The organism is Streptomyces sp. NPDC053431, from assembly GCF_044544925.1.
GTDB lineage: Bacteria > Actinomycetota > Actinomycetes > Streptomycetales > Streptomycetaceae > Streptomyces.
In genome coordinates, this window is the sequence record NZ_JBITXX010000010.1 from 4,565 (window position 1) to 26,988 (window position 22,424).

Sequence of the window (22,424 nt, forward strand, 5' to 3'; positions counted from 1 at the left end):
CGACGGCGGTGGCCAACGGTGATCTGTCGCAGAAGGTCACGGTGGACGTGGCCGGCGAGATGCTGGAGCTGAAGAACACCGTCAACACGATGGTGGACCAGCTGTCGGCGTTCGGTTCCGAGGTGACCCGGGTGGCGCGGGAGGTCGGCGTCGAGGGTCTGCTCGGGGGTCAGGCGGAGGTGCCGGGCGCCGCCGGTACGTGGAAGGACCTCACGGACTCGGTGAACACGGCGTTCCGCAACCTGACGGGTCAGGTGCGGGACATCGCGCAGGTGACGACGGCGGTGGCCAACGGTGATCTGTCGCAGAAGGTCACGGTGGACGTGGCCGGCGAGATGCTGGAGCTGAAGAACACCGTCAACACGATGGTGTCGCAGCTGTCGTCGTTCGCGGACCAGGTGACGCGGATGGCCCGGGACGTGGGCACCGAGGGCCGGCTGGGCGGTCAGGCCCGGGTGGACGGGGTGTCCGGGCGCTGGCGGGAGCTCACCGACTCGGTGAACTTCATGGCCGGCAACCTGACCTCGCAGGTGCGGCAGATCGCCCAGGTGACGACGGCCGTGGCCCGGGGCGACCTGTCGCAGAAGATCGACGTGGACGCGCGCGGCGAGATCCTGGAGCTGAAGAACACCATCAACACGATGGTCGACCAGCTGTCGGCGTTCGCCGACCAGGTGACCCGGGTGGCCCGCGAGGTGGGCACCGACGGGCGGCTCGGCGGGCAGGCGCAGGTGCCGGGCGTGGCCGGTGTGTGGCGCGACCTGACGGATTCGGTGAACGGCATGGCCGGGAACCTGACGGCCCAGGTGCGCAACATCGCGCAGGTCGCCACCGCGGTGGCCCGGGGTGATCTGTCGCAGAAGATCGACGTGGACGCGCGCGGCGAGATCCTGGAGCTGAAGAACACCCTCAACACGATGGTCGACCAGCTGTCCAGCTTCGCCGAGCAGGTGACGCGGGTGGCCCGTGAGGTGGGTACGGAGGGCATCCTGGGCGGTCAGGCCGAGGTGCAGGGGGTCTCCGGCACCTGGAAGGACCTGACCCAGTCGGTGAACTTCATGGCGAACAACCTGACCTTCCAGGTCCGGAACATCGCCGAGGTCACCACGGCGGTCGCGCGCGGCGACCTGTCGAAGAAGATCACCGTCGACGCCAAGGGCGAGATCCTGGAGCTGGTGACGACCGTCAACACGATGGTGGACCAGCTGTCGAACTTCGCCGACGAGGTGACCCGGGTGGCCCGCGAGGTGGGCACCGAGGGCATCCTGGGCGGCCAGGCCCGGGTGCGCGGCGTGACCGGCATCTGGAAGGACCTGAGCGACAACGTCAACCTGATGGCCAACAACCTGACCAGCCAGGTGCGGAACATCTCGCGGGTGTCCGCGGCCGTCGCCAACGGTGACCTGACGAAGAAGGTCACGGTCGAGGCGCGGGGCGAGGTCGCCGAGCTCGCCGACACCGTCAACACGATGGTGACGACCCTGTCCTCCTTCGCCGACGAGGTGACCCGGGTGGCGCGGGAGGTGGGCACCGAGGGCATCCTCGGCGGCCAGGCCCGGGTGCCCGGTGTCTCGGGCACCTGGAAGGACCTGACGGAGTCGGTGAACTCGATGGCCGACAACCTGACGGGTCAGGTGCGGCAGATCGCGGCCGTCACCACCGCCATCGCGAAGGGCGATCTCACCAAGAAGATCGACATCGACGCGCGGGGCGAGATCCTGGAGCTGAAGAGCACCATCAACACGATGGTCGACCAGCTGTCGAACTTCGCCGAGGAGGTCACCCGGGTGGCCCGCGAGGTGGGCACCGACGGGCAGCTGGGCGGTCAGGCCCGGGTGCGGGACGTCGAGGGCACCTGGTGGGACCTGACGGAGTCGGTGAACGAGATGGCCGGGAACCTGACCCGTCAGGTGCGCGCCATCGCCGCGGTCGCCACCGCGGTGACCCGCGGCGACCTCAACGTCAAGATCGACGGTGTGGACGCGGCCGGCGAGATCCAGGCCCTGCAGGACAACATCAACACCATGATCGCGAACCTGCGCGACACGACCCTCGCCAACGACGAGCAGGACTGGCTGAAGGGCAACCTGGCCCGTATCTCCGGTCTGATGCAGGGCCGCCGGGACCTCGACGACGTCGCCTCGCTCATCATGAGCGAGCTGACGCCGGTGGTCTCCGCGCAGCACGGCGCGTTCTTCGTGGCGATGCCGACCGGCTCCGCCAACAGCGACGCCGAACCGGTGGGCGAGGGCGAGGGCTCGTACGAGCTGCGGATGCGCGGCAGTTACGGCTACTCGGCCGGCTCCATGCCGACCTCGTTCCGGCCGGGCGAGACGCTCATCGGCACGGCCGCCGAGGAGAAGCGGACCATCCAGGTCAACGTGCCGCCGGGCTATCTGAAGATCTCCTCCGGGCTGGGCGAGGCCTCGCCGGCCCATGTGATCGTGCTGCCGGTGCTGTTCGAGGGCCGGGTCCTCGGCGTGATCGAGCTGGCGTCGTTCCAGCCGTTCACGCAGATCCAGCGGGACTTCCTCAACCAGATCGCCGAGCTGATCGCGACCACGGTCAACACCATCAGCGTCAACACCCGTACCGAGGTGCTGCTCCAGCAGTCGCAGGAGCTCACCGAGCAGCTGCGGGAGCGTTCGGCGGAGCTGGAGCACCGGCAGAAGGAGCTGCAGAACTCCAACGCGGAGCTGGAGGACAAGGCCGAGCTGCTGGCCCGGCAGAACCGGGACATCGAGGTGAAGAACACCGAGATCGAGGAGGCCCGGCAGGTCCTGGAGGAGCGCGCCGAACAGCTCGCGGTCTCCATGCGGTACAAGTCCGAGTTCCTGGCCAACATGTCGCACGAGCTGCGCACGCCGCTCAACTCGCTGCTGATCCTGGCCAAGTTGCTCGCCGACAACGCCGACGCGAACCTGACGCCCAAGCAGGTGGAGTTCGCCGAGACGATCCACGGCGCGGGTTCGGACCTGCTGCAGCTGATCAACGACATCCTCGACCTGTCGAAGGTCGAGGCGGGCAAGATGGACGTCTCGCCGACGCGGATCGCGCTCGTGCAGCTCGTGGACTACGTGGAGGCCACGTTCCGGCCGCTCACCGCGGAGAAGGGGCTCGACTTCTCGGTGCGGGTCTCGCCCGAGCTGCCCGCCACGCTCCACACGGACGAGCAGCGGCTCCTGCAGGTGCTGCGCAACCTGCTGTCGAACGCGGTGAAGTTCACCGACACCGGCGCCGTGGAGCTGGTGATCCGGCCGGCCGGCGCGGACGTGCCGCAGTCGATCCGGGAGCAGCTCCTGGAGGCCGGGTCGCTGCGCGATCCGGAGGCCGAGCTGATCGCCTTCTCGGTGACGGACACCGGCATCGGCATCGCCGCGGGCAAGATGCGGGTGATCTTCGAGGCGTTCAAGCAGGCCGATGGCACGACGAGCCGCAAGTACGGCGGTACGGGCCTGGGCCTGTCGATCAGCCGGGAGATCGCGCGGCTGCTCGGCGGCGAGATCTACGCGGCGAGCGAGCCGGGTCGCGGTTCGACGTTCACGCTGTACCTGCCGCTGAGCCCCATCGAGCCGGTGCACCCCGGTCAGGGGCAGGAGCAGCAGGACGCGGGGGACCCGATCGGCTACGAGGAGGAGGTCTCCGGGGGCCTGGTGCACTTCGCACCCGCACCGGTGCACACCGAGGCGCGGTCGGGGGCCGGCGCGCTGTTCCGGCATCGCCGCAAGAGCGCGGAGCAGCGGGCCCAGGTGCCCGGACGGTCCGGCAGGGACGACCTGGCGGCCGGCGAGGAGCGGCCGGAGCCGGATCCGCGGCCGACCTTCTCGTTCGCGGGGGAGAAGGTGCTGATCGTCGACGACGACATCCGCAACGTGTTCGCGCTGACCAGCGTCCTGGAGCAGCACGGGCTCGCGGTGCTGTACGCGGAGAACGGCCGGGAGGGCATCGAGGTCCTGGAGCAGCACGACGACGTGGCGGTGGTGCTGATGGACATCATGATGCCGGAGATGGACGGCTACGCGACGACGACCGCGATCCGGCGCATGCCTCAGTTCGCCGGGCTGCCGATCGTGGCGCTGACCGCCAAGGCGATGAAGGGCGACCGGGAGAAGGCCATCGAGTCCGGGGCGTCGGACTACGTGACCAAGCCGGTCGACCCCGATCACCTGCTGACGGTCATGGAGCAGTGGATGCGGGGGGAGGGCCGCTGATCCGGACGTCGGGATCCCCGGAGCACCCCCGGAGCCTCCGGAATCCCCGGGATCCCGACGCTGACCGGCCGTCGCCACACGGGTGTGAGAGCCCGCCGGACGGGGAACCTTCTGGTCTCCCACCGCGTTCGATACAGGGGCACGGAACTGCGTGCTCTGTGACAATGCGGTGACAGGGTGTGGCGACGGGCGGGGTGCGGCTACGATGACCGGCACAAGGACGGACGGCGCATGGGAGTCGTCTTCTGGGGCGGCGCCCGGTGCCTTCCCCGGCTCGCGGAGCCGGAGCGAACCAGTGCCGGGACGAGGAGGACGGGGCATGGTGCAGAAGGCCAAGATCCTCCTGGTCGATGACCGGCCGGAGAATCTGCTGGCGCTGGAGGCCATTCTCTCCGCGCTCGATCAGACGCTCGTGCGGGCATCGTCCGGGGAGGAAGCGCTCAAGGCGCTGCTGACGGACGACTTCGCGGTCATCCTGCTCGACGTGCAGATGCCCGGGATGGACGGATTCGAGACGGCCGCGCACATCAAGCGGCGGGAGCGGACCCGGGACATCCCGATCATCTTCCTGACCGCCATCAACCACGGTCCCCACCACACCTTCCGGGGATACGCGGCGGGCGCGGTCGACTACATCTCCAAGCCCTTCGACCCGTGGGTGCTGCGCGCCAAGGTCTCGGTGTTCGTCGAGCTGTACATGAAGAACTGCCAGCTCCGCGAGCAGGCGGCGCTGCTCCGGCTCCAGCTGGAGGGCGGCAACCAGAACGGCCAGGCCAAGGAGTCCGCCGGCCTGCTCGCCGAGCTCTCCGCCCGGCTGGCCGCGGTCGAGGAGCAGGCCGAGGCGTTGTCCAAGCAGCTGGACGACGACTCCGCCGACGCGGCGGCGGTCGCCACCGCCGCGCATCTGGAGCGCAAGCTCACCGGTCTGCGCCGGGCCCTGGACGCCCTGGAGCCGGGCACGGGCGGCGCTCCCAGCCTGCCCACCCAGAGCTGACGTACGGTCATCGCCCCGGCGCCCGCCGTGAACGGGCGTCAGTTCCCTGCCATGGCAAGGACGACACGAACGGGTGAGCGTGTTTCCCGGACGGCCCCACCGGTAACCTCAGCATCATGGCCTCACGTACGTCCGGCAAGGGTTCCCAGGGCACGGCGGGCACCGCGAAGCCGCGCGCCGGCCGTACGACCGGCACCGCGAAGAAGGCGGCGCCCGCCAAGTCCCCCGCCAAGCCTCCCGCGAAGAAGGCGCCGGCCAAGAAGGCCGCGCCGGCCAAGCGCGCGCCCGCGCGCAAGACCGCGGCGAAGAGGCCCACGCCCCGCCCGGCGCCGTCCCCCACCGGGGGCGTGTACCGGCTCGTGCGCGGGCTCTGGCTCGGGCTCGCGCACGGCGTCGGCGCGATGTTCCGGGGCATAGGGCGGGGAGCCAAGGGCCTCGACCCCGCGCACCGCAAGGACGGCCTCGCGCTGCTGCTGCTCGGCGTCGCGCTGGTCGTCGCGGCCGGCACCTGGTCCAACCTGCGCGGTCCCGTCGGCGACCTGGTCGAGATGCTGGTGACCGGCGCCTTCGGCCGCCTCGACCTGCTCGTACCGCTGCTGGTCGGCGCGATCGGCGTGCGGCTGATCCTCTATCCGGAGAAGCCGGAGGCGAACGGCCGGATCGTCATCGGTCTGTCCGCGCTCGTCATCGGCGTGCTCGGGCAGGTCCACATCGCCTGCGGATCGCCCGGCCGGGGCGACGGCACCGACGCCATGCAGGACGCCGGCGGGCTCATCGGCTGGGCCGCCTCGAAGCCGCTGGTCTTCATGACGGGCGAGGTGCTCGCCGTACCGCTGCTGGTGCTGCTCACGATCTTCGGCCTGCTCGTCGTCACCGCCACCCCCGTCAACGCCATCCCGCAGCGGCTGCGCGCCCTCGGCGTTCGGCTCGGCCTGGTCGAACCGGACTACGAGCCCGAGGAGGGCGGGGCCCACGACCCGTACGGCGACGACTGGCGTGACGACGCGCCCCGGGCCGCCCGCCCGGTGCGCCGGCGCCCGCCCGGCCCCGGGGCCGGGGCGGACCACGACCCGGACCGGGCCGAGGCCGCCGCCCTGGAGCGGCGCGGCCGCCGCCGCACCCCGCCCGCCTCCGCCTTCGACACCTCGGGGCTCGACCCGGTCGACGTGGCCGCGGCGGCCGCCGCCGCGCTGGACGGCGCCGTCCTGAACGGCATGCCGCCCTCGCCGCTGGTCGCCGACCTCACCCGGGACGTCACCGCCGAGCGGGCCGCCGCCGTGGCCGCGGCCGCCGCGGAGCGGACCGCGGCCGACGCGGACCAGGAGGCCCCCGACGTCTCGCGCGGCCCGGCCGCCCCGGTGCCCACCGCGCGGGGCGCCGCCCGGGACCGGACGGCCGGCGGCTCCGTACCCGACCTGACGAAGCCGGCGCCCGAGCCGACCGACCTGCCGGCGCGGGCCGAGCAGCTCCAGCTCTCCGGCGACATCACCTACGCGCTGCCCTCCATGGACCTGTTGGAGCGCGGCGGCCCCGGCAAGACCCGCAGCGCCGCCAACGACGCCATCGTCGAGTCGCTCACCAACGTCTTCGCCGAGTTCAAGGTCGACGCCGCCGTCACCGGCTTCACCCGCGGCCCGACGGTCACCCGCTATGAGGTCGAGCTCGGCCCGGCCGTCAAGGTCGAGAAGATCACCGCGCTCACCAAGAACATCGCGTACGCCGTGGCCAGCCCCGACGTGCGGATCATCTCGCCGATCCCCGGCAAGTCCGCGGTCGGCATCGAGATCCCGAACACCGACCGCGAGATGGTCAACCTCGGCGACGTGCTGCGGCTGGCCGAGGCGGCGGAGGACGACCACCCGATGCTGGTCGCGCTCGGCAAGGACGTCGAGGGCGGCTACGTGATGGCCAACCTGGCGAAGATGCCGCACATCCTCGTCGCGGGCGCGACCGGCTCCGGCAAGTCGTCCTGCATCAACTGCCTCATCACCTCGGTGATGATAAGAGCGACCCCGGAGGACGTCCGGATGGTCCTCGTCGACCCCAAGCGGGTCGAGCTCACCGCGTACGAGGGCATCCCGCACCTGATCACGCCGATCATCACCAACCCCAAGCGGGCCGCCGAGGCGCTGCAGTGGGTCGTGCGCGAGATGGACCTGCGCTACGACGACCTGGCCGCGTTCGGCTTCCGGCACATCGACGACTTCAACCAGGCCATCCGGGACGGCAAGGTGCAGCTGCCGCCGGGCAGCGAGCGCGAGCTCAAGACCTACCCGTACCTGCTCGTGATCGTCGACGAGCTCGCCGACCTGATGATGGTCGCGCCCCGGGACGTCGAGGACGCGATCGTGCGCATCACCCAGTTGGCCCGCGCGGCCGGCATCCATCTGGTGCTCGCCACCCAGCGGCCCTCGGTGGACGTCGTCACCGGCCTGATCAAGGCGAACGTGCCCTCCCGGCTCGCCTTCGCCACCTCCTCGCTCGCCGACAGCCGGGTCATCCTCGACCAGCCGGGCGCCGAGAAGCTGATCGGCAAGGGCGACGGCCTGTTCCTCCCGATGGGCGCGAACAAGCCGATCCGCATGCAGGGCGCCTTCGTCACCGAGCACGAGGTCGCCACCGTCGTCCAGCACTGCAAGGACCAGATGGCGCCCGTCTTCCGGGACGACGTCACGGTCGGCACCAAGCAGAAGAAGGAGATCGACGAGGAGATCGGCGACGACCTGGACCTGCTGTGCCAGGCGGCCGAGCTGGTCGTCTCGACCCAGTTCGGCTCCACGTCGATGCTCCAGCGCAAGCTGCGTGTGGGCTTCGCGAAGGCCGGCCGGCTCATGGACCTGATGGAGTCGCGCAACATCGTGGGGCCGAGCGAGGGTTCGAAGGCCCGGGACGTGCTGGTCAAGCCGGACGAGCTGGACGCCGTGCTCGACGTCATCCGGGGCGGTGACCCGGGCGTCTGAGGGGGGACGACGGGGGAGCTGCCGTAACGAGACCGGGCCGAGACTCACTCGTAAGGGAACGAGGGCAACCGTTTCCCTTGGCCGTACGTCAAGTTGGAGGGAGGGACAGGACCCTGTCCCAGCCTCATGGCGTACAAACGACGCCCGCCCGGTTGCCCCACCCTTTCGTACCACCCATAGACTGAACATCCAGCAGGTGGCTACACGCTCGAAAGGCGCTCTCGTGTCCATCGGCAACTCCCCCGAATCCCCCGAGGACGACCGGAACTTCCCGGCAGATGACCGGGATTCGATCGGTCGTGCCCTCCAGCAGGCCCGTGTCGCCGCCGGTCTCACCGTCGAAGAGGTCAGTGCCTCCACCCGGGTGCGCGTCCCGATCGTGCACGCGATCGAGGAGGACGACTTCTCGCGCTGCGGCGGCGACGTCTACGCCCGCGGGCACATCCGCACGCTCGCGCGCGCCGTGGGGCTCGATCCGGCCTCCCTGATCGAGCAGTACGACGCCGAGCACGGCGGCCGCCCGTCGCCCACCCCCGCCGCCCCGCTGTTCGAGGCGGAACGCATCCGCCCCGAGCCCCGCCGGCCCAACTGGACCGCCGCCATGGTCGCGGCCATCGTGGCCGTCGTCGGCTTCGTCGGCTTCACGATGTTCAACGGCAGCGACGTGCGGGACAACGGCGCGGTCGCCGAGGGCCCGGCCCCGGCGCCCAAGACCAGCTCCGCCCCCGCCAAGCCCAAGCCGGCCAAGCCGGCCGACCCCAAGCCCGTGCCCTCCGAGAGCGCCATCGCCGCGGTCCCGGCCGACAAGGTCACGGTCAAGCTGACCGCGACCGACGACAAGAGCTGGATCTCGGCCAAGGCGCACGACGGCAAGCTGCTCTTCGACGGCCTCCTGAACGAGGGCGAGTCCAAGACCTTCCAGGACGACGAGCGCATCGATCTCATCCTCGGCAACGCCGGGCCGATCGAGCTCTACGTCAACGGCAAGAAGATCGAGGACACCTTCGAGTCCGGCCAGGTCGAGCGCCTGTCGTACACCAAGGGCGACCCGCAGGCCGGCTGAGCCCGCCCCCTCATGTGACGCCCGTCGCGCAGGTGAACCCTGCGCGACGGAGGTACGGCCGGGACGAAGTAGTCTTGAGTCCATGCCCGAACGCCGTACCGTCGCCCTTGTCACTCTCGGCTGCGCCCGTAACGAGGTGGACTCGGAGGAGCTCGCAGGCCGCTTGGCAGCGGACGGCTGGGAGCTCGTCGAGAACGCCGAGGACGCGGATGTCGCCGTCGTCAACACCTGCGGCTTCGTCGAAGCCGCCAAGAAGGACTCCGTCGACGCCCTCCTCGAAGCCAATGATCTGAAGGACCACGGCCGCACCCAGGCCGTCGTCGCCGTCGGCTGCATGGCCGAGCGCTACGGCAAGGAGCTCGCCGACGCGCTGCCCGAGGCCGACGGCGTGCTCGGCTTCGACGACTACGCCGACATCTCCGGCCGCCTCCAGACCATCCTGAGCGGCGGCAGCGTCGAGGCCCACGCCCCGCGCGACCGGCGCAAGCTGCTCCCGCTGTCCCCCGTGGAGCGGCAGCAGGCCGCCGCGTCCGTGGCCCTGCCCGGGCACGGGGACGGCGCCGTGGCGGCCGCAGAGGCCCCCGAGAACGTGCCGGCCGACCTCCCCGAGGGGCTGGCCCCCGCCTCCGGCCCCCGCGCGCCCCTGCGCCGCCGCCTGGACACCAGCCCCGTCGCCTCGGTGAAGCTGGCCTCCGGCTGCGACCGGCGCTGCTCCTTCTGCGCCATCCCGTCCTTCCGCGGCTCCTTCGTCTCGCGCCGTCCCTCGGACGTGCTGAACGAGACCCGCTGGCTCGCCGAGCAGGGCGTGAAGGAGGTCATGCTGGTCTCCGAGAACAACACCTCGTACGGCAAGGACCTCGGCGACATCCGCCTTCTGGAGAGCCTGCTGCCCGAGCTCGCGGCCGTCGACGGCATCGAGCGGGTCCGGGTGAGCTACCTGCAGCCCGCCGAGATGCGCCCCGGTCTGATCGACGTGCTCACCTCGACCGAGAAGGTCGTCCCGTACTTCGACCTGTCCTTCCAGCACAGCGCCCCGGACGTGCTGCGGGCCATGCGCCGCTTCGGCGACACCGACCGCTTCCTGGAGCTCCTGGAGACCATCCGCACCAAGGCGCCGACCGCCGGTGCCCGGTCCAACTTCATCGTCGGCTTCCCCGGCGAGACCGAGGCGGACTTCGCCGAGCTGGAACGCTTCGTCACGCACGCCCGCCTCGACGCCATCGGCGTCTTCGGCTACTCCGACGAGGACGGCACCGAGGCCGCCGGCTACGAGCACAAGCTGCCGCAGGACGTGGTCGACGAGCGGCTCGCGCGGCTGTCCCGGCTCGCCGAGGAGCTCACCGCCCAGCGCGCGGAGGAGCGGATCGGCGAGACCCTGGAAGTACTGGTCGAGTCCTTCGACGAGGAGGAGGACGGCTGGATCGGCCGGGCCGCCCACCAGGCGCCCGAGACCGACGGTCAGGTGCTCGTCCCCGCGGACTCGGCCGAGGGCCTCGACCTGGCCCCGGGCCGTATGGTCAGCGCCAAGGTCGTCGACACCGAGGGCGTCGACCTGGTCGCAGAGTGTCTTTTCGAGGAGGCGGGCAGATGACCGGAGTCCCGGCATCCGCGACGGGCGGGACCGGTAGGCCGGCGCCTCGCGGCAAGCTGGGCGCTGCGGCCGTCAACCAGGCCAGCCTGTGGAACATCGCGAACATCCTCACCATGGTCCGGCTCGTGCTCGTGCCCGGCTTCGTGGTGCTGCTGCTCCAGGACGGCGGGCACGACCCCGCCTGGCGCGCCTGGGCGTGGGCGGCGTTCGCCGTCGCCATGATCACGGACGTCTTCGACGGGCACCTGGCGAGGACGTACAACCTGGTCACGGACTTTGGGAAGATCGCCGACCCGATCGCCGACAAGGCGATCATGGCGGCCGGTCTGATCAGCCTGTCCGCGCTCGGCGACCTGCCGTGGTGGGTGACGGGCGTGATCCTCGCCCGTGAGCTCGGGATCACCCTGATGCGCTTCTGGGTGATCCGGCACGGGGTCATCCCGGCCAGCCGCGGCGGCAAGATGAAGACGCTCGCCCAGGGCACGGCGGTGGGCATGTACGTGCTGATGCTCACCGGTCCACTGGCCACGTTGCGCTTCTGGGTGATGGCGGTGGCCGTCGTGCTGACCGTCGTCACCGGTCTGGACTATGTGCGACAGGCGGTCGTGCTGAGGCGCAGGGGACTCGCGGCGGAACGCGCCGCCGCGGCCGGGACGGACCGCGCGGAGGCGGACGGACGATGAACGAGGCCGCCCGGGTGCTGGCGCTGCTCGCGGAGCGTGGTCACACGCTGGCGGTGGCGGAGTCCCTCACGGGCGGTCTGGTGGCCGCGGAGCTGACCGGGGTGCCAGGAGCCTCCCGGACCTTCCGCGGCTCCGTCACGGCCTACGCGACGCCGCTCAAGGAGCAACTGCTCGGCGTGGACGGCACCCTCCTGGCGGAGCGCGGAGCGGTCCACCCGGAGGTGGCGCTGCAGATGGCGGCGGGTGTCCGGGGGCGGCTGGGGGCCGACTGGGGCATCGCGACGACCGGGGTCGCGGGCCCCGATCCGCAGGACGGGCAACCGGTGGGGACCGTGTTCGTGGCCGTCGCCGGGCCCGCGGGGGAGGGCGCCGGGGCCGGGAAGGTGGCCTCGTTGCGATTGAACGGCGATCGAGCGGAAATCCGTAGAGAGAGTGTACGGAGCGTGCTCGAATTGCTTCGGGAACTGCTCGCCGACGAACACTCGGAAAATGCGCGGGCACAGGATACGGAACAGAACGGGGGAGATTGATGTTTGCAGCCATGAGTGAACACGACATCGCTCCCCGCACGGCCGCGGCGCGAGGCGGTACGGTGGGGCGTGAAGGATGCGGCTACGCGGTCCGAGGAGGGAGCCACCGATGATTCTGCTCCGTCGCCTGCTGGGTGACGTGCTGCGTCGGCAGCGCCAGCGCCAGGGCCGTACTCTGCGCGAAGTCTCCTCGTCCGCCCGAGTCTCACTCGGCTATCTCTCCGAGGTGGAGCGGGGGCAGAAGGAGGCTTCCTCCGAGCTGCTCTCCGCGATCTGCGACGCGCTGGACGTACGGATGTCCGAGCTCATGCGTGAAGTGAGCGACGAGCTGTCGCTGGCCGAACTGGCCGAGTCGGCAGCGGCGAGCGAACCGGTGACGGCACCGGTGCGACCGATGCTCAATTCGGTGTCGGTGACGTCCGTGGGCGGTGTGCCCACCGAGCGGGTGACCATCAAGGCGCCCGCGGAGGCAGTGGACGTCGTCGCCGCCTGAGGCGAGACCCAGCACGAAACGAAGTGGGGCGGAGCCCCGGTCGGTGCCCTGGAAGGGTGCCCGGCCGGGGCTTTTCTCTTGCCCGCTCCAGCCTTTTCTCTTGCCCGCTCCGGCCCGGCCACCGGTCCGCCCACTCCGGGCGGGCCTTTGGTCCCGCCTTCGGGCGATTCCGTTTGAGATGCCGGATTCAGGTCATGCGTGCATCGTGGGGAGAACGAACGACTGTTTGGAGATCACGCATGTCCGTGGTGAAGAGCCCGCTGTCCGAGACCGACCTCAAGACGGTCGGAGGCGCCCTGCAGGGCGCGCTGGTCGACCTCGTCGACCTCGCCCTGGTGGCCAAGCAGGTGCACTGGAACGTGGTCGGCCCCCGTTTCCGGTCGGTGCACCTCCAGCTCGACGAGGTCGTCACCACGGCCCGCACCCACTCCGACACGGTGGCCGAACGCGCCTCCGCGATCGGGGTGAACCCGGACGGCCGTGCGGCGACCGTCGCGTCCGGGAGTGCGATCGGTGCCGTTCCCGAGGGCTGGATCAAGGACGAGGAAGCCGTACGGATCCTGGTGGACGCGCTCGACGCCGTCGTGACGCGGATGCGCGAGCGGATCGACGCGACGGGTGACCCGGACCCGGTGACCCAGGACATCCTGATCGGGCTGACGGCCGACCTCGAGAAGCACGCCTGGATGTTCCAGGCGGAGAGCGCCTGACGATGACGGAGCCGACGGCGATACGGGGGGCGATACGCGTCCTGTGCGCCCGCTCTGCCTCTTGTGCGCCCTCCCGCCGGGTGATCCTGCCGGACTAGCGTCGACCGGAGGAGGCGGCCATGGTACGGCGACGGGTTCCGCTGGTGACGCTCATGCTGGTCGCGGTCGGACTGGTGGTCGGCGGGCTCTGGTGGTGGGCGGTGATGCGCCTGCTGCTGGCGCCGGGGGAGACGGGACCGGTCGAGGGGGCGGTGGCCGCGGGCGGCTGGGGGCTGAGCCTGTTGCCGGTGCACGTGGCCGCCTCTTCGGGACGGCGCGGCGGCGCGCCCCGGTGGGTCGCCGCGGCGGTCACCAGGGCATCGTCACGCCGCCGTTGGGGCGGAGGATCTGACCCGTCGTGAACGACGAGGCGTCGCAGGCGAGATGCAGCACCGCGTGGGCGATGTCCGCCGGCTCGCCGACCCGGCCCAGTGGGGACACACGGACCATCGCGGCCTCGGCCTGCTCCTGGGCGGCCGGCTCGTGGCGGTCCGTCATGGGCGTGCGGATCCAGCCCGGCGCGACCGCGTTGACCCGGATGCCGTGCCGGCCGACCTCGGCGGCCAGGGTCTTGGTCAGCTGCACCACGGCGGCCTTCGCCACGCTGTAGCAGAGCAGGCCGGGGCTCGCGGTGTCCATCGCGCCCGAGGCCATGGTGACGATGGAGCCCGGAACCCCCGCGTCGATCATCGAGCGGGCCGCCTCCTGACAGGCGTGCAGCACCCCCTTGAAGTTCACCGCGAGCACCCGGTCGAGATCCTCGTCGAGGGTCTCCAGGACCGAGCTCGTGTGCATGATCCCGGCGACGGCCGCCATCACGTGGAGCGGCCCCGCGGCGCGCACGGCCGCGGCGAGGGCGGCGCGGTCGGTGACGTCGAAGGCATGCGGGTGCGCGATGCCGCCGCCGGCGGCGATCAGGGACACGGTCTCCTTGAGGCCGGACTCGTCGCGGTCCGCGCAGTGGACGGTCGCCCCGGCCTCCGCGAGGAGCGCGGCGGTCGCGCGGCCGATGCCGCTCGCGGCGCCGGTGACGAAGGCGGTGCGGCCGGTGAGGTCGTACGCGGTGAGGGCCATGCCGGGACCGTACGACCGGATCTGACGGGTCGTCAATCAGTGGGACGGCTCCTGATGCGGGCCCTTCTGGCAGCCCGGGCACCAGTACGTCACCCGGTCGGCGAGCTCCGCCTTGCGGATCGGTGTGCCGCAGCGCGGGCAGGGGCGGCCCTCGCGGCCGTAGACGTGGAGGCGCTCGCCGGGCCGGCGGCTGGTCGTCGTGCGCATGCCGGGCCGGTCCTTGTTCGCCTCCAGCAGTCGGTGCGCGGTGGCCACCAGACGCTCCGGGACCCCCGGGGCGAGCTCCCCGACCGGCAGCCACGGCGTGACGGCGGCCAGGAACGCCAGCTCGCACTTGTAGACATTGCCGATCCCGGCGAGATTGCGCTGGTCGAGCAGCGCCTCGCCGAGCGACCGGGCCGGGTCCGCCCCCAGGCGGCGCACGGCCTCCGCCGGGTCCCAGTCCGGGCCGAGCAGATCCGGACCGAGATGGCCGACCACCCGCTCCTCCTCGGCCGTGCGGATCAACTCCAGCACCGGGAGGCGATAGCCGTACGCCGTGAACTCGGCGTTCCCGAGGATCGCCCGGATCTGGTGGGCGGGACCGCCGCGCGGGCGCTCCCCGGTGGCGTACACCCGCCAGGCCCCGTCCATCCGCAGGTGGGAGTGGAGCGTGAGGCCGCCTTCGATCCGGGCGAGCAGATGCTTGCCTCGCGGGGTGACGTCGAGCACCCGCCGCCCGGTCAGATCGGCGGTCGCGAAACGGGGCACCCGCAGATCCGACCGCGTGAGCACCCGCCCGGCGAGCGCCGAGTCCAGCCGGTGCGCCTCGTACCAGACGGTGTCTCCTTCGGGCATGGGTTCATGATGCCGTGCGTGGGGCGCGGGTGGGGGCGGGGGCGGGGGTGCGGGGCGGGCTGGGGTCGGCGCCCTGGCGGGGCCCCCGCGTGTAACCGGCCGGGCTGCGCCGGCTGGGCGGGTTCGGGGGCGGGGCGCGCCGCGCCGGTCAGGCGCGCAGGCGGAGACCGCGGGGGGTGGCGTGGAAGCCGGCCGCCTCCAAGGAGTGGGAGAGAGGGGAGGTCAGAGCGGTCGCGCCGTTGATCCGCTCCACGGTGACCGTGCCGAGCGAACCCGCCGACGCCGCTGCCGCCAGGGCCTCGGCAGCGGCCCGCAGGGCCGGGGAGTCCGGCTCCGTGGGCCAGGACAGCAGCGTCTTGCCGCCGCGCTCCATGTAGAGCGTCAGCTCGCCGTCCACCAGGACGACCATCGCGCCCGCCTTGCGCCCCGGCTTGTGACCGGCACCCGTCGGAGGCTCGGGCCAGGACAGGGCCGCCCCGTACGCGTTCGCCGGGTCGGCCGCCGCCAGGACCACCGCGCGCGGGCCCGCGCCCTCCTCGGCGCCGCGGTCCCGGGCGTTCGCCGCCGCGCGGAGCCGGTCCACGGCCCCGTCCATGGCGAACTGGGCGGCGCCCAGGCCCTCCACCACGTAGCCGCGACGGGCCTGGCCGCTGTCCTCGAAGGCGGACAGGATCCGGTACGTCGCCGAGAAGCCGCCCTCCACCCCCTCGGCGGCCACCGCGCCCCGGGTGACCACCCCGTGGCGGTCGAGGAGCGTGCGGGCCAGGGCGTGCGCCCGGTGGGTCGGCTCGGGCTCCTGCGGGGGCAGCAGCGACCAGCGGCCGCTCACCGTGGGCGGACCCGTGCGCGAGGTCGGGCGCGCGGCCGCGCTCAGCGTCCCGTACCGGCCGCGGGGCACCGTGCGCCGGGCGCGGTGCGCCGTCGAGCCGGCCGTGCGGCCCGAACCGAGCAGGGAGCGCAGCGGGGCCAGGGTGTCGTTCGTGAGCCGGCCCGACCAGGCCAGGTCCCACAGGGCGTCGGCCAGCTGCGGATCCGTCGCCTCCGGGTGCGTGGTGGCCCGCACCTGGTCGGCGATCTGCCGGAAGAACAGCCCGTAGCCGCCGGAGAGCGCCGTCAGGACGGACTCGTGGAGGCCGGTGAGCTCCAGCGGGTGCGGCGGCGGCAGGAGCAGCGGCGCCGCGTCGGCCAGATAGAGCGAGACCCAGCCGTCCTTGCCGGGCAGCGCGCCAGCGCCCGCCCAGACCACCTCGCCGGTCGTGGTCAGCTCGTCGAGGAGCGCCGGCGCGTAGTCCCGCACCCGGGACGGCAGGATCAGCTTCTCCAGGGCCGAGGCCGGCACCGGCGCGCCCTGGAGCTGTTCGATCGCGCGGGCCAGGCCGTCGATCCCGCGCAGACTGCTGCTCCCCAGGTGCTGCCACTGGGGCAGGAAGGTGGCGAGCGCGGCCGGCGGCACCGGCTCCAGCTCGTGCCGCAGGGCCGCCAGGGAGCGGCGGCGCAGCCGGCGCAGGACGGCGGCGTCGCACCACTCCTGGCCGATCCCGGAGGGATGGAACTCGCCCTGGACGACCCGGCCGGCGGCGGCCAGCCGCTGGAGGGCGCCGTCCGTGACCGCCGACCCCAGGCCGAAGCGGGCGGCGGCCTGCGAGGAGGTGAACGGGCCGTGCGTGCGGGCGTAGCGGGCGAGGAGGTCGCCCAGCGGGTCCTTCACCGGCTCCGTGAACGCCTCCGGCACCCCCACCGGCAGCGCCGTGCCCAGCGCGTCCCGCAGCCGGCCGGCGTCCTCGATCGCCGCCCAGTGGTCCGTCCCCGCGATCCGCACCCGGATCGCCCGCCGGGCCCGGGACAGCTCCTGGACCCAGTCGGCCTCGGCGCCCCGCGCGGCCAGCTCCGCGTCGGTCAGCGGCCCGAGCACCCGCAGCAGGTCGGCGACGCCCTCCCCGTCCTTGATCCGCCGGTCCTCGGTCAGCCACTGGAGCTCCCGCTCCAGCTCGGCCAGCACGTCCGCGTCGAGCAGCTCCCGCAGCTCCGCCTGGCCGAGCAGCTCGGCGAGCAGCCGGGAGTCCAGCGAGAGCGCCGCCGCCCGGCGCTCCGCCAGGGGCGAGTCCCCCTCGTACAGGAACTGGGCCACGTAGCCGAAGAGCAGGGAGCGGGCGAACGGGGACGGCTCCGGTGTGGTGACCTCCACCAGACGCACCCGACGGGACTCGATGTCGCCCATCAGCTCCCGCAGCCCGGGGACGTCGAAGACGTCCTGGAGGCACTCGCGGACCGCCTCCAGGACGATCGGGAAGGAGCCGAACTCGCTCGCCACCTGGAGCAGCTGCGCCGCCCGCTGCCGCTGCTGCCACAGCGGGGTGCGCTTGCCCGGATTGCGCTTGGGCAGCAGCAGGGCGCGCGCCGCGCACTCCCGGAACCGGGAGGCGAACAGCGCGGAGCCGCCGACCTGATCGGTGACGATCTGCTCGATCTCGCCCTTGTCGAAGGCGACGTCGGCCGCGCCGACGGGCGCCTGCTCGCTGTCGAAGGTGGTGTCGGCGAACCGGCCCGGGTCCACCGGCTCGCCGTCGAGCAGGTCGAGCCCCATCAGGTCGGCGTCCGGCAGCCGCAGCACGATGCCGTCGTCGGCGTGCATGACCTGGGCGTCCATCCCGTACCGCTCGGCGAGCCGGGCGCTCAGCGCCAGTGCCCACGGAGCGTGCACCTGCGCGCCGAACGGGGAGTGGATGACGACCCGCCAGTCGCCGAGCTCGTCCCGGAACCGCTCCACCAGGATCGTCCGGTCGTCCGGCACATGGCCGCAGGACTCGCGCTGCTCGGCGAGGTAGGCGATCACGTTCTCCGCCGCCCAGGCGTCGAGCCCGGCGGCGAGCAGCCGCAGCCGGGCGTCGTCGGGCGCCAGGGCGCCGACCTCGCGCAGGAACGCGCCCACCGCGCGGCCCAGTTCGAGCGGGCGGCCCAGCTGGTCGCCCTTCCAGAACGGCAGCCGCCCCGGCACGCCCGGCGCGGGCGAGACCAGGACGCGGTCGCGGGTGATGTCCTCGATCCGCCAGGACGTCGTGCCCAGCGTGAAGACGTCGCCGACCCGCGACTCGTACACCATCTCCTCGTCGAGCTCGCCGACCCTCCCGCCGCCCTTCTTCGGGTCGGCGCCCGCCAGGAACACCCCGAAGAGCCCGCGGTCGGGGATCGTGCCGCCCGAGGTGACCGCGAGCCGCTGGGCGCCCGGCCGGCCGGTGACCGTGCCCCCGACCCGGTCCCACACCACGCGCGGGCGCAGCTCGGCGAACGCGTCCGAGGGATAGCGCCCGGCCAGCATGTCCAGAACCGCCGTGAACGCCGACTCGGGCAGCGCCGCGAACGGTGCCGCCCGGCGCACCGTCGCCAGCAGGTCGTCCACCTGCCAGCTGTCCAGCGCGACCATCGCCACCAGCTGCTGGGCGAGCACGTCCAGCGGATTCGCCGGGACCCGCAGGGACTCGATGGAGCCGGTGCGCATCCGCTCGGTCACCACCGCCGACTGCACCAGGTCCCCGCGGTACTTGGGGAAGACCACGCCCGTGGAGACCGCCCCCACCTGGTGCCCCGCGCGACCCACGCGCTGGAGCCCGGAGGCGACCGAGGGCGGCGACTCGACCTGGACGACCAGGTCCACCGCGCCCATGTCGATGCCCAGCTCCAGGCTGGACGTGGCCACCACGGCGGGCAGCCGGCCCGCCTTCAGGTCCTCCTCGACCTGGGCGCGCTGCTCCTTGGAGACCGAGCCGTGGTGCGCGCGGGCGAGCAGCGCCGGGGCGCCCTGCGCCGCGCCCGACTGGGCCATGATCTCGGCGGGCGGCGCCCCGTCCGGCAGGGCCTCGCCGGTGGCCCGCTCGTACGCGATCTCGTTCAGACGGTTGCACAGGCGCTCGGCCAGACGGCGGGAGTTGGCGAAGACGATCGTCGAACGGTGCGCCTGCACCAGGTCCGTGATCCGCTCCTCCACGTGCGGCCAGATGGAGGGCCGCTCGCCGCCCTCGGCCGCCTCGGACGCGGGGGAGCCCCCGAGCTCGCCCATGTCCTCCACCGGCACGACCACCGAGAGGTCGAACTCCTTGCCGGACGGCGGCTGGACGATCTCCACCTTCCGCTGCGGCGACAGATAGCGTGCCACCTCCTCCACCGGCCGCACCGTCGCCGACAGGCCGATCCGGCGGGCGGGGCGGGGCAGCAGCTCGTCGAGCCGCTCCAGGGAGAGCGCCAGATGCGCGCCGCGCTTGGTGCCGGCGACCGCGTGCACCTCGTCCAGGATGACCGTCTCCACTCCCGCGAGCGCGTCCCGCGTGGCCGAGGTCAGCATCAGGAACAGCGACTCGGGGGTGGTGATCAGGATGTCCGGCGGCCGGGTCGCGAGCGCCCGCCGCTCGGCGGCCGGGGTGTCGCCGGACCGGATGCCCACCTTCACGTCCGGCTCGGGCAGGCCGAGCCGGACCGACTCCTGGCGGATGCCGGTCAGCGGGGAGCGCAGATTGCGCTCCACGTCGACGGCCAGCGCCTTCAGCGGCGACACGTACAGCACCCGGCAGCGCTTCTTGGCGTCGGCGGGCGGGGGAACGGCCGCGAGCCGGTCGAGGGAGGCGAGGAAGGCGGCGAGCGTCTTGCCGGAACCGGTCGGGGCGACCACGAGCACGTCCGAGCCCGCGCCGATGGCCTGCCAGGCGCCTTCCTGCGCCGCGGTGGGCGCGGTGAAGGCACCCGTGAACCAGCTGCGGGTCGCGGGCGAGAACGAGTCGAGTGCGGACCTGACCATGCCCTCCATCGTGCACCCCAGCACTGACAACCGCCCCGGACCTGGGGAAACCGGCTCGTGGCGGCCCGCGAGGGTGACGCAGAATGGGGGAATGGCGAGTGGTGAGCGGGGGCAGGGACGCGAGGCACGCCAGGGCGGACCCGCCGGTCCCGCTGCGCCCGCGACCTCTGCGGACGGAGCGAAGCGGGCGGCCCCGGTGGGCCCCGTGGGTCCCGTGAGCCCCGCTCGTCCTGCCGATGCCGCCGGTCCTGGGGGTCCCGCTCGTTCTGCCGATCCCGCCGGTCCCGCGCACGGCGCGGCCCCCATCGGTCCCGCCGCGCGGCCGCGTGGACATGCCGTCGCCGCCGGCGACCGCAGCGGGGCGCCGGCGCAGGGCGGTGGGGCGACACGCGGGGAGCGGGCGCGGTACTGGCAGCCGGTCGGTCTGCCCGGGGTGGACCTGCTGCACGCCCACTACGTCCGGAAGTCGTTCTCCCGGCACACCCACGAGAGCTTCGTCTTCGCGGCCATCACCGAGGGCGTCGAGGCCTTCCACTACGGCAGCGACCTCGTGTACGCGGGCCCCGGGCAGATCGCGCTGGTGAACCCCGACACCCCGCACACCGGGCACGCCGGGGTCCCCGAGGGATGGACCTACCGCACGATCTACCCGGACGCCGAGCTCATCCGCTCCATCGCCGAGGACACCATCGCCCTGCGCGGCGGCGTGGGCTTCACCGACCCCGTCGTCGACGACCCGTACGCCGCCCAGCTCGTCATCGGGGTGCACCGGGCCGCCGAGGAGGGCAACGCGCTCGCCGCCGACAGTCTGCTGCGACTCGTCACCGCCCGGATGCTGCGCAGCCACGGCGGACGGGTCACCCCGTTGACGCCGCTGGCCGCCGGTGCGCGAGACGCGGCACGCGCGCGTGCCGTCCTGCTGGAGCGGATGGCCGACCCGCCGACCCTGGAACAGCTCGCCGCGGAGCTCGACACCAGCCCCTTCGCGCTGCTGCGGGCCTTCCGGGCCGCGTACGGGATGCCGCCGCACACCTGGCTGACCGACGCCCGGGTACGCCGGGCCCGGCGCCTCCTCGACGCGGGGACGCCCCCGGCGGAGGCGGCCGTCGCCGTCGGCTTCACGGACCAGCCCCACCTCAACCGGCACTTCACCCGGAGCGTGGGCGTGCCCCCGGGCGCGTACCAGCGGGCGCGAGGCGCCCGGTAGCCCGCCCCGCCCCCGGTAGCCCGCCCCGCCCGTCGGGCGCTTCCGGCCGTCCGCCGGGCCGGACTCCCGCGACCCCGCCTGGCCGGCCTACGGTGACCCCGCCGGGCCGGCTCCCGCGACCCCGCCGGGTCGGCCGCAAGAACGTACAAGACCCGGCCGCGGCCCTCCCCGTACCGTCTCTGACGTGGCAGAACAGACAGCACCTCCCGTGATACGCGGCGACGGAACCGCCCCCAAGAGCGACGCCGCCGTCGTGCGCGACGCCCTCGGGGTCGGGGTCGCCGTGGGCCTCTCCGGCTTCGCCTTCGGCGTGACCTCCGCCGGGGCCGGCCTCACCCTGCTCCAGACCTGCGCGCTCAGCCTGCTGGTGTTCACCGGCGCGTCGCAGTTCGCGCTCGTCGGCGCCCTCGCGGCGGGCGGGAACCCGTTCACCGCCGCCGCCGGAGCCTTCTTCCTCGGCACCCGCAACGCCTTCTACGGCCTGCGGCTCTCCCAGCTGCTCGCGCTGCGGCGCTCCGTCCGGCCGTTCGCCGCGCAGTGGGTCATCGACGAGACGACGGCTGTCGCGCTCGCCCAGCCGAACCGCAGGGCCGCCCGCCTCGGCTTCACCGTCACCGGCCTCACCCTGTACGTGCTGTGGAACGTCACCACCCTGCTCGGCGCCCTCGGCGCCGAGGCCATCGGGGACACCGCCGCCTGGGGCCTGGACGCCGCCGGTCCCGCGGTCTTCCTCGCGCTGCTCGCGCCCATGCTGAAGAGCACCACCGAACGGGCCACCGCCGCCCTCGCCGTGCTGCTCGGCCTCGGCCTGCTGCCGGTCCTGCCGGCCGGTGTCCCCGTCCTGGCCGCCGCGCTCGCCGCTCCCGCCGTGCTCTGGTTCCGCGGCCGCCAGGCCGAAGGCCGCTCCAAGGAGGACGCCCGATGAACGTATGGATCGCCATCGCGCTGACCGCCGGCGGCTGTTACCTCGTCAAGCTCCTCGGCCTGCTCGTCCCGGCGCACACGCTGGAACGCCCCCTCGTGCAGCGCCTCGCCGCCCTGCTGCCGGTGGCCCTGCTCGCCGCCCTCACCGCCCAGCAGACCTTCAGCGCCCAGGGCGCCCTCACCGTGGACGCCCGGGCCGCCGGGGTCGCCGCCGCGGCCGTCGCCCTCTTCCTGAGGGCGCCCTTCCTGGTGGTCGTCGGCGCGGCCGTCGCGGTCACGGCCGGCGTCCGGGCACTGGGCGGCTGACCCGGCGGGCCGCCGG

General features: G+C 72.9%; 16 protein-coding genes. 13 read left to right on the plus strand and 3 right to left on the minus strand.

Annotation, left to right across the window (positions count from 1 at the left end; all coding sequences use genetic code 11):
- The 10 genes from ACIGXE_RS22830 to ACIGXE_RS22875 all read left to right on the plus strand — a co-directional run.
- Positions 1-4,211, plus strand: a 4,211-nt coding sequence (locus ACIGXE_RS22830; RefSeq protein ID WP_399750166.1) for a HAMP domain-containing protein, incomplete at its 5' end; no start/stop codon positions are given.
- Between the two features lie 319 nt (positions 4,212-4,530).
- Positions 4,531-5,205 carry a two-component system response regulator gene (locus ACIGXE_RS22835; RefSeq protein ID WP_399750168.1) on the plus strand — a complete coding sequence of 225 codons (675 nt, stop codon included), beginning with the start codon at positions 4,531-4,533 and terminating at the stop codon, positions 5,203-5,205.
- Between the two features lie 116 nt (positions 5,206-5,321).
- Positions 5,322-8,165, plus strand: a complete 2,844-nt coding sequence (locus tag ACIGXE_RS22840; protein ID WP_399750170.1) for a DNA translocase FtsK — start codon at positions 5,322-5,324, stop codon at positions 8,163-8,165.
- 223 nt (positions 8,166-8,388) lie between these two features.
- Entirely contained in the window at positions 8,389-9,228 is an 840-nt protein-coding gene (locus ACIGXE_RS22845) for a helix-turn-helix domain-containing protein (protein ID WP_399750172.1), read from the plus strand.
- 82 nt (positions 9,229-9,310) lie between these two features.
- Complete coding sequence (rimO, locus tag ACIGXE_RS22850; RefSeq protein WP_399750174.1) at positions 9,311-10,819, plus strand: 30S ribosomal protein S12 methylthiotransferase RimO; 1,509 nt, start codon at positions 9,311-9,313, stop codon at positions 10,817-10,819.
- Positions 10,816-11,502 (plus strand): CDP-diacylglycerol--glycerol-3-phosphate 3-phosphatidyltransferase, encoded by a 687-nt coding sequence (pgsA, locus tag ACIGXE_RS22855; RefSeq protein WP_399750176.1) that lies wholly within the window; start codon positions 10,816-10,818, stop codon positions 11,500-11,502. Before rimO ends, pgsA begins: the two co-directional genes overlap by 4 nt.
- A complete protein-coding gene (locus tag ACIGXE_RS22860) occupies positions 11,499-12,032 on the plus strand; it encodes a CinA family protein (RefSeq protein ID WP_399750177.1) in 534 nt (177 codons plus the stop codon). Before pgsA ends, ACIGXE_RS22860 begins: the two co-directional genes overlap by 4 nt.
- Positions 12,033-12,141: 109 nt before the next feature.
- Entirely contained in the window at positions 12,142-12,525 is a 384-nt protein-coding gene (locus tag ACIGXE_RS22865) for a helix-turn-helix domain-containing protein (RefSeq protein WP_399750179.1), read from the plus strand.
- A 239-nt stretch (positions 12,526-12,764) separates the two neighbouring features.
- Positions 12,765-13,235 (plus strand): Dps family protein, encoded by a 471-nt coding sequence (locus ACIGXE_RS22870; RefSeq protein WP_399750181.1) that lies wholly within the window; start codon positions 12,765-12,767, stop codon positions 13,233-13,235.
- A gap of 119 nt (positions 13,236-13,354) precedes the next feature.
- Positions 13,355-13,636 carry a hypothetical protein gene (locus ACIGXE_RS22875; RefSeq protein ID WP_399750183.1) on the plus strand — a complete coding sequence of 94 codons (282 nt, stop codon included), beginning with the start codon at positions 13,355-13,357 and terminating at the stop codon, positions 13,634-13,636.
- On the opposite strand, the gene ACIGXE_RS22880 is transcribed toward ACIGXE_RS22875, so the two are convergent.
- The 3 genes from ACIGXE_RS22880 to ACIGXE_RS22890 all read right to left on the minus strand — a co-directional run bounded on the left by ACIGXE_RS22880 (position 13,584) and on the right by ACIGXE_RS22890 (position 19,971).
- A complete protein-coding gene (locus tag ACIGXE_RS22880; protein WP_399750185.1) occupies positions 13,584-14,348 on the minus strand; it encodes an SDR family NAD(P)-dependent oxidoreductase in 765 nt (254 codons plus the stop codon). The two genes, ACIGXE_RS22875 and ACIGXE_RS22880, sit on opposite strands and share 53 nt — an antisense overlap.
- A gap of 36 nt (positions 14,349-14,384) precedes the next feature.
- Positions 14,385-15,185 carry an Fpg/Nei family DNA glycosylase gene (locus ACIGXE_RS22885; protein ID WP_399750187.1) on the minus strand — a complete coding sequence of 267 codons (801 nt, stop codon included), beginning with the start codon at positions 15,183-15,185 and terminating at the stop codon, positions 14,385-14,387.
- 148 nt (positions 15,186-15,333) lie between these two features.
- Complete coding sequence (locus ACIGXE_RS22890) at positions 15,334-19,971, minus strand: ATP-dependent helicase (protein ID WP_399750189.1); 4,638 nt, start codon at positions 19,969-19,971, stop codon at positions 15,334-15,336.
- A gap of 433 nt (positions 19,972-20,404) precedes the next feature.
- Here ACIGXE_RS22890 and ACIGXE_RS22895 point away from each other — a divergent pair, with 433 nt between their 5' ends.
- From ACIGXE_RS22895 to ACIGXE_RS22905, 3 genes are all read left to right on the plus strand, one after another.
- Complete coding sequence (locus tag ACIGXE_RS22895; protein WP_399750191.1) at positions 20,405-21,178, plus strand: AraC family transcriptional regulator; 774 nt, start codon at positions 20,405-20,407, stop codon at positions 21,176-21,178.
- 184 nt (positions 21,179-21,362) lie between these two features.
- Entirely contained in the window at positions 21,363-22,103 is a 741-nt protein-coding gene (locus tag ACIGXE_RS22900) for an AzlC family ABC transporter permease (RefSeq protein WP_399750193.1), read from the plus strand.
- The gene (locus ACIGXE_RS22905; protein ID WP_399750195.1) at positions 22,100-22,408 is read left to right on the plus strand and encodes an AzlD domain-containing protein; all 309 of its coding nucleotides are present in this window, start codon (positions 22,100-22,102) and stop codon (positions 22,406-22,408) included. The genes ACIGXE_RS22900 and ACIGXE_RS22905 overlap by 4 nt, the downstream gene beginning before the upstream one ends.
- The last annotated feature ends 16 nt before the right edge of the window (positions 22,409-22,424 follow it).

Coding starts and splice junctions, on each gene's coding strand:
- ACIGXE_RS22860 (WP_399750177.1), top strand. CDS start 11,499: ATGAACGAGGCCGCCCGGGTGCTGGCGCTGCTCGCGGAGCGTGGTCAC.
- rimO (WP_399750174.1), top strand. CDS start 9,311: ATGCCCGAACGCCGTACCGTCGCCCTTGTCACTCTCGGCTGCGCCCGT.
- ACIGXE_RS22905 (WP_399750195.1), top strand. CDS start 22,100: ATGAACGTATGGATCGCCATCGCGCTGACCGCCGGCGGCTGTTACCTC.
- ACIGXE_RS22835 (WP_399750168.1), top strand. CDS start 4,531: ATGGTGCAGAAGGCCAAGATCCTCCTGGTCGATGACCGGCCGGAGAAT.
- ACIGXE_RS22885 (WP_399750187.1), bottom strand. CDS start 15,185: ATGCCCGAAGGAGACACCGTCTGGTACGAGGCGCACCGGCTGGACTCG.
- ACIGXE_RS22870 (WP_399750181.1), top strand. CDS start 12,765: ATGTCCGTGGTGAAGAGCCCGCTGTCCGAGACCGACCTCAAGACGGTC.
- pgsA (WP_399750176.1), top strand. CDS start 10,816: ATGACCGGAGTCCCGGCATCCGCGACGGGCGGGACCGGTAGGCCGGCG.
- ACIGXE_RS22840 (WP_399750170.1), top strand. CDS start 5,322: ATGGCCTCACGTACGTCCGGCAAGGGTTCCCAGGGCACGGCGGGCACC.
- ACIGXE_RS22890 (WP_399750189.1), bottom strand. CDS start 19,971: ATGGTCAGGTCCGCACTCGACTCGTTCTCGCCCGCGACCCGCAGCTGG.
- ACIGXE_RS22865 (WP_399750179.1), top strand. CDS start 12,142: ATGATTCTGCTCCGTCGCCTGCTGGGTGACGTGCTGCGTCGGCAGCGC.
- ACIGXE_RS22875 (WP_399750183.1), top strand. CDS start 13,355: ATGGTACGGCGACGGGTTCCGCTGGTGACGCTCATGCTGGTCGCGGTC.
- ACIGXE_RS22880 (WP_399750185.1), bottom strand. CDS start 14,348: ATGGCCCTCACCGCGTACGACCTCACCGGCCGCACCGCCTTCGTCACC.